The organism is uncultured Gemella sp. (assembly GCF_963529685.1).
In the GTDB taxonomy this organism is placed as follows: domain Bacteria; phylum Bacillota; class Bacilli; order Staphylococcales; family Gemellaceae; genus Gemella.
The window spans coordinates 1-15272 of the sequence record NZ_CAUSAI010000039.1 but is presented as its reverse complement, the minus strand read 5'-3'; the positions used below and the strand labels follow the sequence as shown (position 1 = coordinate 15272).

At 29.2% G+C, this 15272-nt stretch carries 7 protein-coding genes and 1 CRISPR repeat array; of the genes, 4 read left to right on the top strand and 3 right to left on the bottom strand.

What is annotated here, in order from left to right; translation table 11 throughout:
* Positions 1 to 21 precede the first annotated feature (21 nt).
* A CRISPR array of direct repeats spans positions 22 to 449; the repeat unit is 36 nt; unit sequence GTTTGAGAGATATGTAAATTTTGAATTCTACCAAAC.
* Positions 450 to 623: 174 nt separating this feature from the next.
* From murF to uvrB, 3 genes are all read right to left on the bottom strand, one after another.
* On the bottom strand, positions 624 to 1985 hold the full coding sequence (gene murF / locus RWS90_RS06380; RefSeq protein ID WP_314549700.1) for a UDP-N-acetylmuramoyl-tripeptide--D-alanyl-D-alanine ligase: 1362 nt from the start codon (positions 1983 to 1985) through the stop codon (positions 624 to 626).
* An 8-nt stretch (positions 1986 to 1993) separates the two neighbouring features.
* Entirely contained in the window at positions 1994 to 3061 is a 1068-nt protein-coding gene (locus RWS90_RS06375) for a D-alanine--D-alanine ligase (RefSeq protein ID WP_314549698.1), read from the bottom strand.
* 288 nt (positions 3062 to 3349) lie between these two features.
* Positions 3350 to 5350, bottom strand: coding sequence for an excinuclease ABC subunit UvrB (gene uvrB / locus RWS90_RS06370; RefSeq protein WP_314549697.1), 2001 nt, complete (start codon positions 5348 to 5350; stop codon positions 3350 to 3352).
* 452 nt (positions 5351 to 5802) lie between these two features.
* Here uvrB and RWS90_RS06365 point away from each other — a divergent pair, with 452 nt between their 5' ends.
* The 4 genes from RWS90_RS06365 to RWS90_RS06350 all read left to right on the top strand — a co-directional run bounded on the left by RWS90_RS06365 (position 5803) and on the right by RWS90_RS06350 (position 15159).
* Entirely contained in the window at positions 5803 to 6297 is a 495-nt protein-coding gene (locus tag RWS90_RS06365; protein WP_314549695.1) for a hypothetical protein, read from the top strand.
* 531 nt (positions 6298 to 6828) lie between these two features.
* Positions 6829 to 7746, top strand: coding sequence for a DUF1837 domain-containing protein (locus tag RWS90_RS06360; protein ID WP_314549692.1), 918 nt, complete (start codon positions 6829 to 6831; stop codon positions 7744 to 7746).
* Complete coding sequence (locus RWS90_RS06355; RefSeq protein WP_314549690.1) at positions 7746 to 10325, top strand: DEAD/DEAH box helicase; 2580 nt, start codon at positions 7746 to 7748, stop codon at positions 10323 to 10325. The genes RWS90_RS06360 and RWS90_RS06355 overlap by 1 nt, the downstream gene beginning before the upstream one ends.
* A gap of 127 nt (positions 10326 to 10452) precedes the next feature.
* Positions 10453 to 15159, top strand: coding sequence for a type ISP restriction/modification enzyme (locus RWS90_RS06350; protein ID WP_314549689.1), 4707 nt, complete (start codon positions 10453 to 10455; stop codon positions 15157 to 15159).
* The last annotated feature ends 113 nt before the right edge of the window (positions 15160 to 15272 follow it).

The following is a 15272-nucleotide window of genomic DNA, read 5'->3' as shown; positions in this document are numbered from 1 at the left end:
CTCTTGTTTAACCTCAATACCGTTTGAGAGATATGTAAATTTTGAATTCTACCAAACTAAACTGGGTGAACGTGTTCGCGATAAAATGTTTGAGAGATATGTAAATTTTGAATTCTACCAAACATAAAATATAAAAAAGATATGGAAGAAGCCGTTTGAGAGATATGTAAATTTTGAATTCTACCAAACAAAAGATAGTGAATTAAGGCGTTTAGGTTGTTTGAGAGATATGTAAATTTTGAATTCTACCAAACTATAGAAGTAATTATTACCTAGGAGATATGTTTGAGAGATATGTAAATTTTGAATTCTACCAAACTACACCTCTTGAGCATAAGGACATATTTAGTTTGAGAGATATGTAAATTTTGAATTCTACCAAACAGAGTTTGGATTATTTGAAAAATGGATTCGTTTGAGAGATATGTAAATTTTGAATTCTACTAAAATAATTTATGTGAAATATTCTAATGATATTTATATATAAGATTATTGATGAGATAACATTGAGTGTTATTTGATCTATAATCTTATTTTTGATTACATAAATAAAGCTGCATAAGAATGCATAGAAAAAGCGTTCACGTTAATTTTAATAAACGTAAACGCTTGTTAGTATTCTCTTATCTCGCTATCTCCTCAATAATCGTTTCTAACTTCATAGATCGACTAGCTTTGAATAAGATAACTTCGTTTTTATGTTTGTTATTTTTTAGATATTCACTAACTTTTGCTGTAGTAGGGAAGTGTAGTGTTTTTATTTTATCGTTTTTAATTTGTTTAGTAATGTTTTCGGCTAATTCTCCGACGCTAATTACTAGGTTAATATCTTTTGTATTGTTAGAAATGTATTCACCAACATCTCCGTGGAAGTTAATTTCGTTTGGTCCAAGTTCAAACATACTTCCTAATACTAGAGTTTTATAATCAAAATCATCAAAGCTATTTACAACATCAACGGCAGCTTTCATAGATGTAGGGCTCGCATTATAAGCATCATTGATAATTAGAGAGTCCTCTCTGTACGGGATACTTTGTAGACGCATTCCTGTGATTTCCACTGTATTTTCAATAGCTTTTCGGATTTCTGCATTAGTTAATCCTATTTTACTTGCGATTGCTACTGCGAACATAATGTTATATAAATTATGTTTACCTTTTAATTTAGTAAAGTAATATTCCTCGCTTATATTTAATTTAAAATCAATCTTATCGCGGGCAATTATATAATTTTCTAAAATAATATCATTATAGCTATTTTCACCACAAGCGGTAGCCTTAATATCAGAAGATTCTACTAATGTTTTTAGAAGTACCTCGTCCCCATTATAGACAAAATATCCGTCTTTTTTCATGCCGTTAGTAATTTCAAACTTAGCTCTAGCAATTCCTTCTCGTGATTTAAAGAATTCAATGTGACTTTCACCAATATTAGTAATTACTGTATAATCAGGTTCAACCATTTTTGATAAGAAATCCAATTGACCAAACCCATCGGCTCCCATTTCAAGTACTAGTATTTCACTGTCCTCTGGTGCTGCAAGAATAGTTAGTGGCACTCCAAGTTCATTATTAAAGTTTCCTTGTGTTTTATGAACTTTGAATTTTGTAGAAAGGACACTAGTAATAATGTCTTTTGTCGTAGTTTTTCCATTGCTACCTGTAATAGCAATAGTTTTAGCTTTTAAGCTATTTAGATAGTACTTTGCTAAAGTTTGAATAGCTTCATAGCTATCATTAACATAGATAATATTATTATCAGATTCAAAATCCTCTTTTAGAGATAAACTTGCTGCTGCACCTTTTTCAAAGGCACTTTCTATATAGTTGTGACCATCTACATTTTCACCTAAAAATGGTATAAATAAATCACCTTGTTTAACTTTTCTACTGTCGATAGCAATGCCAGTAATTTCTACATTGTTAGTAATATTTACCTTTTTTGCATTTAATATTTTTTCTAAATCTGTAACTAAATATTTCATGGTCAATCCTATTCTTCAGTTAATAAATTTTTACGATCTTCATAACGTTCAACAGCAAGCGTGAATAGTTCTTCGATAATTTCAGAATAACTTACATTCATATTTGCCCATAGTGAAGGGAACATTGAGAATGGAGTAAATCCTGGCATTGTGTTTACTTCATTAATGAAAATTTCTCCTTCTTTTGTATAGAAGAAGTCAGCACGTACCAATCCAGAACCACTAATTGCACGGAAAGCAGTTGCTGCCATTTCTCTAAATTTAGGGTAAAGTGTAGTATCAATTGGTGCAGGAATATCCATACGAGATTGTCCATCAGTATATTTCGTCTCGTAATCATAGAATTCTGTAGTTGAAATATTTACGATTTCTCCAGGATCTGTTGTTTTCACTTTATTATAACCTAAAACCGCAACTTCGATTTCTTTAGCACCTACGGCACCTTGTTCAACAATGATTTTTTTATCAAATTTAAGAGCCTCTTCAATACCGTGAACTAAAGCTTCTTCATCGTTACAACGACTAATACCTACAGAAGATCCTAAGTTTGCAGGTTTAACAAACACAGGAAAATTTAGTTTTTCGGCAATTTCAGAAATAATAGCGTCTTTTTTATTTTTCCAAGTATACTCGATAAAATGAACGTAAGGAAGTTGAGGTAAATCATATGCTGAGAATAATTGTTTCATAACGACCTTGTCCATACCAGCAGCACTAGAAAGTACGTTATTACCAACATAGGCAATATCCATAATTTCTAATAGCCCTTGAATAGTTCCATCCTCACCATTCGGCCCATGAAGAACAGGGAAGACAATGTCAAACTTACGCCCATCTTCGAATAGTAATCCACTAATATCATTATCGAAATTTGAGAATACTAGGTTGTGTTGATCAGTTACTTCTGATGTAATTTTTTCGCCACGAGCCCAAGCTCCTTCTAATGAGATAAAGATTGGGAATACATTGTATTTTTCTTTATCAATTGCATTTATTATTGATTTTGCTGTTAATAGTGATACAGAGTGTTCAGCACTTTTACCACCGTATATAATTCCAATATTTTGTTTAGTCATGTTTTAATCTCCTAAGAAATAAAAATTGTTTTTGTCTTTAATTATAATGCATTTCATAAGTTTGTTTATGCATCAGCTATAATTTATCTTTGTCGAATAAGATATAAAAATTAGCATATCTTATTATACCATAAAAATTTAAAAGTAGAATAAATTTTAAGATATAGACTAAAGTTTTTTAAAATTAAAATAAATTAAGAATACTAATAAAGCAGCCACATAGTATTATGATTTCAAAATAGTAAAAATAACATAGTAGCATCTGTTATAAAATTTATAGACTATATTCTAAAGTTTATATTTTTCCTTAAGTTCTGCAATAGTATCACGTAGTTTCGCAGCTTGTTCAAATTCAAATTTTTCAGCGGCAGTAAACATTTGTTGTTCTAATTCTGCTAAGTGTTCTTTGATATTATCATCAGTAATATTAGTACTTTCTTCAAGTTCAAGAAGCTCATCGTCTTTAATAACTTCTTTCTTAGCGCTAATTGAATCACGGATATCTTTAATAATTGTTTGAGGAATTATTCCGTGTTCTTCGTTATAAGCCATTTGAATTTCACGACGACGATTTGTTTCATCGATTGCTTTTTTCATACTTCTTGTAATATTATCGGCATACATAATTACTCGTCCATTAGCGTTACGAGCAGCACGTCCAATGGTTTGAAGAAGTGCCTTATCCCCACGTAAAAATCCTTCTTTATCAGCATCTAAAATAGCAACAAGTGATACCTCGGGAATATCTAAACCTTCACGCAGTAGGTTGATACCGATAAGAATATCAAACTTACCTAGGCGTAGATTTCTAATTATTTCTGTACGTTCTAATGTTTTTATATCAGAATGAAGATATTCAACTTTTAGTCCATTTTCTTTCAGATAAGCAGTAAGAGATTCTGCCATTTTCTTCGTAAGAGTAGTGATTAGAACACGTTCTCCCTTAGCGATAATCTTCTCAGCTTCTTTTGTTATATCAAATACTTGATCACTAACTGGTCGTACATCTATGATTGGATCTAATAATCCTGTAGGACGAATAATTTGTTCAGTGATTTTTGAGCTGTTTTCTAATTCGTAATCACCAGGTGTTGCAGATACAAAAATAGCTTGATTAAGCTTTTTCTCGAATTCCCCGAAGTTTAACGGTCGATTGTCTAAAGCTGTAGGTAATCTAAATCCATAATCAACAAGTACTTGCTTTCGAGCCCTATCTCCATTAAACATACCACGCACTTGTGGAAGAGTAACATGCGATTCATCAACGACTAAAAGCCAATCCTCTGGGAAGTAGTCTAGTAAAGTATAAGGTGTGCTACCAGGATCACGTAATGTAAGATGAAGAGAGTAGTTCTCTATACCAGAACAAAAGCCCATTTCTTCCATCATCTCTAAGTCATAGTTAGTACGTTGTTCAAGACGCTGAGCTTCTAAAAGTTTATTTTCCATATTTAATACTTTTAATCTATCTTCAAGTTCAGCTCGTATTCTCTTAATAGCCTCTTTAGTTTTTTCGTCTCCAGCCACGAAGTGACTGGCAGGATAAATCGCTATATGCTCAAGTTCGCTTAGCACTTCACCAGTTAATGGATTAATCTCACGAATGCGGTCGATTTCATCACCAAACATCTCTATACGAACAGAATTTTCACTACGAGAAGCAGGGAAGATTTCAATTACATCACCACGTACCCTAAATGTACCGCGTGTAAATTCAATATCGTTTCGCATATACTGAATACTTATAAGTTTTTCTAACATTTTATTTCGAGAAATTTCATCACCAACTCGCAATGATAGAACAAGAGAAGAATATTCCTCAGGAGATCCAAGACCATATATACAGCTAACACTTGAAACAATAATTACATCATCACGATCAAATAGAGAAGATGTTGCACTATGGCGCAGTTTATCGATTTCATCATTTACCGATGAATCTTTTTCTATATACGTATCTGTTGAAGGAACATAAGCTTCTGGTTGAAAGTAGTCATAGTATGAAACGAAGTATTCAACTCGGTTATTTGGGAAAAATTCTTTTAGCTCATTATATAATTGTCCAGCTAGTGTTTTATTATGAGCTAGAACTAAAGTAGGTTTTCCTACATTTCTGACGATATTAGCTATGGTAAAAGTTTTTCCAGTACCAGTCGCGCCTAGTAATGTTTGATATTTTTCTCCATTATTTAATCCATCTGTAAGTTCAGAAATAGCGTTTATCTGATCACCTTTTGGATCGTACTTACTCTGAAGATCAAAGTCAACGTGTAATCTATTAATTTCCAAAAAATTCACTCCTTGTATTGTTATTATTTATCTTAAAATATTTTCTTATTATTTACTAATAGCAGAAAGATTGGTTTAAGATTATAGTTACATCAGTAATATTATAATATATAAAGAATAATAGGGAAAGTGAAAGAAATGGTAAATTGTAAAAATATAAACCTTAATACTAGAGTTATTGATTCACCATATAAAACTTAGGGGAAATATAGGGAGTGCTTTGCGTGATATTGTCACTAGAAGCAATAAAGAATATGATTTTATTAGGAATTTATTATTAAATGACATAGCAATAAGAGAATCTGTGAAAGGTATTCTTAATGTAGAATATAATATATTTTAAGACCTCACTATAGGAAATGTAAAAACTAAAAAATAAAAAAGAGATAAATTAATTTATGGCAGTTATGCTATAATAGAGTATGAGAATAAAAGTAATTGAGAGGAACTTTATGAAATTAGAATTATTACAAAAAGCGATAGAAGAAGAAAAAAATGTATTTTCAGAAGTTAATAATGCAGCATATAGCTTAGAGCCGGTATCAGAAGAAAGATTGGTAGAAATCGCAAAAGATGTAAATGAAAAGTTAGGATATGAACTATACGATAAACTAGATAGGGAAAGTTTAGTAGCAGATTTCTCAACTACATCAAAAGAACTATATAAATATACTCTAGACCAATCAAAATTCTTAAATGACAGATTAGAAAAGGCATTAGTAGAGCATAGTGATGACATACTACTAGATGTAGTAAAAGCACACGAGAACTTCGATTCAATGGAGACATATGAACTATACACACTAGCATTCGAAGTAAATGAAAAACTAGGATATAGACTATTTAGAGATATCTATTCATACAGCTTAAAACGTGACTTCGAGAGAGTAGCAAAAGCAGTAGAAACATACAAAAAAGAAGGTAAAATAACGAAGTTTATGAAGTAGGAAAAAAGGTTAGAGTAGTATAATTTTAAAGAATAACTATATCCACTTTTGCACGCAAGATAGTTATTCTTTAACTTAAAATGAGCAGCCGTCTTTGTAACGGTTCTCTCTTATGTTTATATTGTAGCTTAAGAAAAATAATTTTACAAGTGAAAAGCCTATAAGAGCAAAGTAATAATAAAACATAAAATAGGATGCCGATTCTAAGAGAGTTACTCGAAAATTATTTATTATATAAACCATCTTTCTCGGTCAAAGCAAAGATATTTTTGTTTTATTAGTACATAAAATCGGACAGGTTATATTGTAAAATTTAATGTCTTAAAACAAAGTGTGTTTATTATTAGTAATATTAAATTGTGATTGTTGAAAAAGAGAGATCTATAGGATCATAATACTGATTTTTTCTGAAAAGTATATTGATTTATATGATATAATAGAATAATAAAAAATTATCTAAATATTAATTATGAAAAAATGTTTAGTAATATTGAAAAAATTATGAAAATATATATTTTGAAAGGGAAATAGATGAAGATACATTCAAATTCAAAAAATGCAATCAAATCATTCAAACATATTATTAACTTTCCAATATCAAAAAATAAAGACGATGGTTCTATAGATTTATTTATATTACCGATTAATGCTAGAAATTTTGATTATCAATGTATTATAGACAATCTATTAGAGTCTGTCGCTGAATATTCTTTGTCTTGGAAAATTAGAGAAAAATATAACGATAAAGCTATGACGCTGAGTAAAATAGCAAGGGAAAGGTTTAAAAAGGCAGAAAAAAATGAAGGGGAATTGGGAGAATTACTATTATTTTGTTTTCTAGAAGGCTATTTAGAAGCTCCCAAAATATTTACTAAATTAGGATTGAAAACCTCAAGGAATGTGCATATAAATGGTGCTGATGCAGTTCATTTAAAGAAGATATCAGATGAAAGTTATCATTTAATCTTTGGAGAATCAAAAACATATACTGATCTATCAAGAGCTTTTGATGATGCTTTTAAATCAATTAAAGAATTTAAAAATGAAACAAATTCAAAAGGTGATGAAAAAAGTGGAATAACTTATGAAAAAGGTTTGATTTCAAGTAATGTTGAATCTGATATATTCAATGATGAGGATGAAGAAATTTTAAATTTATTAATTTATCCAGGCGAACGAGGAAGCAGTAAAATTAAATTAGATGATGCATTTTCTATTTTTGTAGGATATGAAATTGATATTACTGAAGAGAGAATAAATTGTTTAAGTAGTGAATTTCAAGATGAAATAGAAAATAAAGTAAAAATACAAATTGAAAGTTATAAAGATAAAGTATATAAAAAAATATTAGATAACGATCTCATAGGATATAGTTTCTATATCTTTATTGTTCCGTTTACAGATATAAAAAGAAATAGAAAAAGTATTTTAAAGGGGATTTTAGACTAATGAAAATTATATATAAATTAGCTACAAGAGCATTTAAAGATAAAAATTTACATAATCTCATATATAAATTAGAAAAAAATTTTAGTAATAGTTTTATTCATGAGGATTATCATATTGATTTATTACATGAAGAGATAGATCATTTGTTGAGATTTTCTGATATACTTTGTAGATCTGAAAATGCTAACCATAGAAATCTTTCATTAAAAATCATTAGTTTACTTTTTGAACTTAAAGAAATAAAAGATTCAACTAATTTTAAGGTTATTGCCACAAATACATTAGTTAAATTAGGAAATTTTCCTACAATATCAATAATAGAAGATAGTGAGATATATTTAAAATTAGAGGAAATAAGAAATGACTATATTATAAAAACATTAGCACAAGAATCACCTTTAGGTGAACCGTTTACTGATGGACAATATAATGTATTTGAAGAAATGAAAAAGAGAAATCATTTTAGTTTTTCTGGAAGTACATCATTTGGAAAATCTTATATTTTTGAGAACTTCACCCAATATTTGATAAAAGAACATAATAAAACAGATAGTATAGCTTTTATAGTCCCAACAAAAGCATTAATTAATCAAGTTGCATCAAGATTACATAAAATTGCAGAACAATTTGGATACAGTATTATAACCTCACCTATTATACCTAAAGTCTTGATAAGTGAAGATAATAGGTATATATTTGTTTTTACAGCAGAAAGATTAGTTTCATATTTTATGAATTCTGAGAATCCGAAAATAGATTATCTTTTTGTTGATGAAGCTCATAAGCTATTAAGTGCTAAAGATGTTAGAACACCATTGTTATATCATTCTTTAATTTTAGCTAAAAGAAAAAGTGTTAAAATTTATTTTGCCTCACCAAATATTCCGAATGCAGATATATTTTTAAAACTAATTAATAATAGTACTGAAGAAAGTATGACAATAGTTGAATCTCCAGTTACACAAAATAGATTTTTTATTGACACTATGTTTGATAATTCAATAATGATATCTGATTTTGGAGAAGATATTGTTTTACCTAAATTCAACTTTGGAAAAAAAGCAGTAGAAAATCTAAAAATAATATTAGATATATTCTCTAAAGAAAGACAAAGTATTATTTATTGTAATACGGTTGATAAAACTATTAAAACAGCTCTTGCCTTTTCAGAATTACTTACTGATATTAAATCCGATATATTAGAGGAGGTAATAAATCTAATAGATGAAAAAGTGCATCATCAATATTTCTTAATAAAATGTCTTAAAAAAGGAATTGCCTATCATTTCGGAGGTATTCCTGAAGAAATTAAGATATATGTAGAAAAATTATATAAAGAAGGAAAAATAAAATATTTATTTTGTACATCAACATTATTAGAAGGTGTCAATTTACCAGCTAAAAATATTTTTATCTTGAGCGAAAAAATTGGAAATGGAAATATGAATAATATTGATTTTTGGAACTTAGCAGGGAGAGCAGGAAGATTAAGCAAAGATATTTCTGGAAATATTTTTTGTGTTAATTTATATAATCAAAAAGGATATTGGAAAGATTTAGATAATATAGATTTACTTCGTAATAAAAAAATAACAGAAGTAGAACCACAAATTATCTCTAAAAAAAATGGAAGTTTATATAAAAATATTAGAAATTATTTAGAAGGTAAGAGTTACACTAATAAAAATTTAAGTAAAGATAAAAAGAAAATCATTGAAATGTATGGAAATATTTTACTCTATCATGATGCAATAAATAATGATTCTATATTAAAAGACAAATTTTTAGATGATAATAATGATTCAAGAACGATATTAAAAAAAATGAGGAGTAATATAAAGGTTTCACCTAATATACTTGCTAATAGTATAGGAATAAATATTCTATATCAAAATAAAATCGCTTCTAATGAAGTTTCTATGCTTCCAACCAATACTAGGTGGTCAGATTGTTTAGAATTACTTCATATTTTATATGACCAATATAATTGGATAGAAAGTGAATCACAAGGTCGTAATTCTATGGTTAAAAGTAGAGAACAATTAAAATATTATGCAGTAATAATGGAAGCATGGATTCATGCAAAACCATTAAAAGTTATAATAAAAAAGACCATTGATTATTATTATAATAATGGAAATGTAAGAAATTTCTATATTAGAGAAAATGGAAAATTAAATGCAGTTAAGTTCGATAAAAATAATGATTTTTATATTAATGAATTGATAAATCAAGTAGTAAGTGATATAGAAAATGTTATAAGATATAAAATAAAATCATATGTGTCAAATTATCAGTCTCTGTTAGATTCCAAAACAAATGATAAAGTTGAACTAATTGATTGGGAAAGTTATATAGAGTATGGAACAACAGATAAAACTACAATTGAAATACAAAATCTAGGGTTTTCGAGGAATTTAGCAATTTTTTTAAAAGAGAATTATATATCAGTTCTAATAACTGATGAAGTGAATTCTATATCAAATATTGATAAAGATAAATTAAGAAAAATCATAAATAAAGATAAATTCAAATTAGAATATAATGAATTAAGTACTTTACTAGGTTGGGAAAAATAATTTATTAAATAAAAAAATTGATAACACTAACTCCATATCTAAAATTTATGGTATAATAAACACATTATAATTGGAAATAATGTGTTTATTTTTATAAGGAAATGTGTGAAAATCAAGGAGAAATAGAATGTCGTTTGAAAAATTAGTCGAGCAGATTAATAATAATGCAGATAATCAGAGAGATAGAGGTACGTATTTTGAACATTTAACTAAATCTTATCTAAAAAACGAGCCAACATATCAAAATGAGTTTAAAAATGTATGGTTAATAAATGAAGTTCCAGAAGAATATGGGATTCCTAAGTATGATATTGGAGTTGATTTAGTTGCTGAAAAAGTTACAGGTGGACTAGTAGCAGTTCAAGCTAAATTTTATAAGAATGAAATTAGAAAAAAAGATATTGATTCTTTTTTAGGAGAATTAGGAAAAGATTATTATGATTCTGGTATAATTGTATCTTCGACTGATAAGTGGGGAAAGAATGCAGAAAACGCCTTAGATTCAAGAAGTGATGTTGTAAGAATTGGACTATCAGATTTGAAAAATTCTCGAATAGAGTGGGAAAAATATTCATTTGATAGACCTGAAGAAGTAGTAATTAAAGCTAAAAAGAAAACCAGATCTTATCAAGAACAGGCAATACAAGCAGCAGTTACTCACTTTGAAAAATATGATCGTGGTCAATTGATTATGGCACCCGGAACAGGAAAAACTTTTACAAGTTTAAAATTGACAGAACGAATGACTGAAATTGCCAATAAAGAACAATATGTCGTATTATATCTGGTCCCGAGTATTCAGTTATTAACTCAGACTCTAAGAGCATGGAATAATGATACATATATGAGTATTTCATCGATGGCAGTTACTAGTGATAGAAATGCAAGTAGAGGAAAAGTAAAAGATGATGAATCGAATATAAAATTTAAAGCAAGTGATATCGGATTTCCAGCTACAACTTCAATAGATCAAGTAGTGAAGAATTATTATGAATTAGTTGGACAACCTAAAAAAGATTTGTTAGTAGTATTTAGTACTTATCAATCAATAGAGGTATTAGGAGCTGCGCAAAAAGAAGGATTCCCAGAGTTTGATCTTATCATAGCGGACGAAGCACATCGTACAACTGGAGCAAAATCGCTAAATGAGGAAGCCTCAGTATTCACTAAAGTACATAGTAATGACAATGTTAAAGGGAAGAAAAGATTATATCAAACAGCGACACCGAAATTATATGGTTCTGAAGCGAAGAAAAAAGCAGAAACAAATTCTATTGTTATCTCTAGTATGGATGATGAGAGTTTATATGGTAAAGAATTCTTCCGTTTAGGATTTGGTGATGCCATTGTTAATGGAATACTTACGGATTATAAATTAATGGTTCTTGCTGTAGATGAATCAGTAGTTCAAAAAGATATGCAAAAATCATTATCAGATCCAGAAAATGGTCTTAATATTGATGATGTTGGTCGTATTATTGGTGTTTGGAATGGTATGATTAAAAGAGAAGGTTTTACCAATAAAGTAAGCGGAGAACCAATGAAAAGAGCTATTGCTTTTTCAAGGACTATTAAAGATAGTAAACGTCTTTCTGAACAATTTGAAAATGTTGTGAATGACTATTTAGATAATGAAAATGGTTATTATGTTGATGTTAGACATGTAGATGGAAATATGAATGCTTTGGAAAAGAATGAAGCATTAGATTGGTTAGCTAGTGATGATATTCCTGAGGATTCTGCACGTATATTATCAAATGTAAGATTCTTAACAGAAGGTGTGGACGTACCTAATTTAGATGCTATAGTATTTTTATCACCACGTAAATCACAAGTTGATATAGTTCAAGCAGTCGGACGTATTATTCGTAAGTTTGAAGGTAAAGAGTATGGTTATATTATTTTACCGATAGTTGTTCCATCAGGGATAGAACCTGAATCTATTTTAGATAATAATAAATCTTATGATGTAGTATGGCAAGTATTAAATGCACTCCGTTCTGTGGATGAACGTTTCGAAGCAACTATCAACAAGTTAGAGTTAAATAAGAAGAAACCAAAGAATATTCAAGTAATTGGTGTAGGATCTGCGCCAGATACTACAGATGGAAATAATAATAGTGATAAGGAAATTGATAGAGATAATAACAAAGGTGGTTATATTAAACCACAATTAGAACTTGACTGGGAAGCGGTAGAGGGAGCTATTTATGGTAAAATAGTTCAAAAACTTGGAGATCGCAGATATTTAGAAGATTGGTCTAAAGATGTTGCAGAAATTGCTAGGCGTCATATTCAAGGAATAAATATAGTTCTTGAGAATAATAAAGAGAGCAATACTGCTTTTAATAAGTTTGTAAAAAGTTTACAGCATAATATCAATGAATCAATTAATAAAAATCAAGCCATAGAAATGTTAGCTCAACATTTAATTACTTTACCTATTTTTGATACCTTATTTGGTGAATATAGTTTTGTTAAAAATAATCCAGTTAGTTCAGCTATGGAGAAAATAGTTGATGAATTATCACAATATGGATTTGAAAAAGAACAAAGAGAGTTACAACCCTTTTATGAGTCTGTTAGATTACGAGCAGAGGGATTAGATAATGCTCAAGCAAAACAAAAAATGATTATTACACTATATGATAAGTTCTTTTCAACAGGATTTAAAGATACTACTGAAAGATTAGGAATAGTCTTTACTCCTGTAGAAGTAGTTGATTTTATTGTTAAATCTGTTGATGTAGTTTTAAGAAAACATTTCAATAAAACTCTTGCTAGTGAAAATGTACATATTTTAGATCCTTTTACTGGAACTGGAACATTTATTACACGAACACTCTATTATTTAAAACAACTTATGGATAATGGGGAAATAACATATGCAGATATTATTAGAAAGTATTCTAAAGAATTACATGCTAATGAGATAGTATTACTAAGTTACTACATAGCAGCTATTAATATTGAAGCTGTTTTTGATGAAATAAATGGAGATGATCCATATGTTCCGTTTGAAGGTATAGTATTAACGGATACCTTTGAATCAACAGAGCATCAAGAAACATTAGATGATTCTTTTTTTGGAACAAACGATAAACGTTTGAAGAGACAACAGGAAAAGCCTATTACTGCGATAATAGGGAATCCACCGTATTCATTTGGACAAAAAGATGGAAATGATGATAATCAAAACATGAGCTATCCAAAACTGGAACAGACGATTCTATCTTCTTATGTACAAAGAAGTAAAGCGAGTATGGTAGGTGGGATGTATGACACCTATGTGAAAGCATTGAGATGGGCAACTAATCGACTAAAGCAAGATGGTATAGTTGCATTTGTTACAAACGGGAGTTTTATTGACTCTCAAAGTGCTGATGGACTAAGAGCAAGCCTTTATGATGAATTTAATCATCTTTATATTTTTAATTTAAGAGGAAATCAACGAACCCAAGGTGAAAAGTCGCGTAAAGAGGGAGGGAAAATTTTTGGTTCAGGAAGTCGAACACCTGTGGCAATTTCTATCTTGGTTAAAGATGGCTCAAATAATCATGAACTTCACTATCACGATATTGGCGACTATTTATCACAGAAGGAAAAACTGAATATCATTACAGACTTTGGTGATATTTCAGCAATTGACTGGCAGAAAATTATTCCGGATGAGAATAATGATTGGATAAATAGGCGTGATTTTAATTATCTGAAATACGCACCAATATCTGGTCAAAAAAATTCTCCATTTATTATAAGTACAATTGGTGTAAATAGTGATAGAGATACTTGGCTAATTGGTTTTTCTAAAGAAAAAATCTTGTCAAATTCAAAAAAACTTATTGATAAATATAATGAGGAAGTAAAAATCAATAGGAGTAAAAATAACAAACCAATAAATTTTAATCCTATGGAAACTAATTGGTCTAGAAAATTACTGAGATTATATTCGAATGGAGAGTTTCTAGAATTTAATCCAACTAGAATCACTCAAGAATTATATAGACCGTTTACAAAAAAATGGTTAATGTATGATAGAAATATTGTTGAAAATCCTGGGAAATTCTACTCAAAATGGGGGGAATCTAATTTAGCAATTTATATTACAGGAGGAGGTACTCAAAAGCCATTCTCTGTGTTAGTAAGTAATATAATTCTTGACAAGCAGACTCTAGGTAATGGCAAAGGATTGATGAGATTTGATCATGAAGTAGATGAAACTATACTTTTCCAAAGCAATGATAATATGAATCAAGTGTTTGCTGATAAGATTGGATTAAGTCTTGATGAAACATTTGTTTATGTATATGGATTGCTGAATTCTCGAGAATATCAAGAGAAGTATGCTAATGATTTGAAGAAAGATATAGCTAGAATTCCAATCGTTAAGAATAAAGAAAAGTATGTTGAAGTTGGTCAGAAATTGATGGATTTACATCTTAACTATGAAGAAGTTCCTATCTATGATGGAGTTGAAATTACGACAGTAGAGAATGCAAGTTATAAAGTAACCAAGATAAAATTCGCTAAAAAGCGTGATGAAAATGGAAAATTGGTAAATGATTTATCTACAATAATTTTTAATAATGATATTACAATTAGTAGTATTCCAGAAAAAGCATACGAATATGTTGTAAATGGTCGATCAGCAATTGAATGGATCATAGATCAATATCAAATAAAAACTGATGATAAATCAGGTATTACAGATGATCCAAATGACTATAGTGATGATGAGAAATATATTTTTGATTTACTATTACGAATTATTAATGTTTCACTTCAGACAGTAAATTTAGTGAATAGTTTACCTAAATTCGAAGTTGATGAATAATTTAGGGTGTATACTAAATCCGGGGCATGGAAAAATTCCTGCCCCGGATTTCAATTTTTAGGTTGTATACTAAATCCGGGGCATGGAAAAAATTCCAGCCCCGGATTTCAATT

Coding starts and splice junctions, on each gene's coding strand:
- murF (WP_314549700.1), bottom strand. CDS start 1,985: ATGAAATATTTAGTTACAGATTTAGAAAAAATATTAAATGCAAAAAAG.
- RWS90_RS06375 (WP_314549698.1), bottom strand. CDS start 3,061: ATGACTAAACAAAATATTGGAATTATATACGGTGGTAAAAGTGCTGAA.
- RWS90_RS06365 (WP_314549695.1), top strand. CDS start 5,803: ATGAAATTAGAATTATTACAAAAAGCGATAGAAGAAGAAAAAAATGTA.
- RWS90_RS06360 (WP_314549692.1), top strand. CDS start 6,829: ATGAAGATACATTCAAATTCAAAAAATGCAATCAAATCATTCAAACAT.
- RWS90_RS06355 (WP_314549690.1), top strand. CDS start 7,746: ATGAAAATTATATATAAATTAGCTACAAGAGCATTTAAAGATAAAAAT.
- RWS90_RS06350 (WP_314549689.1), top strand. CDS start 10,453: ATGTCGTTTGAAAAATTAGTCGAGCAGATTAATAATAATGCAGATAAT.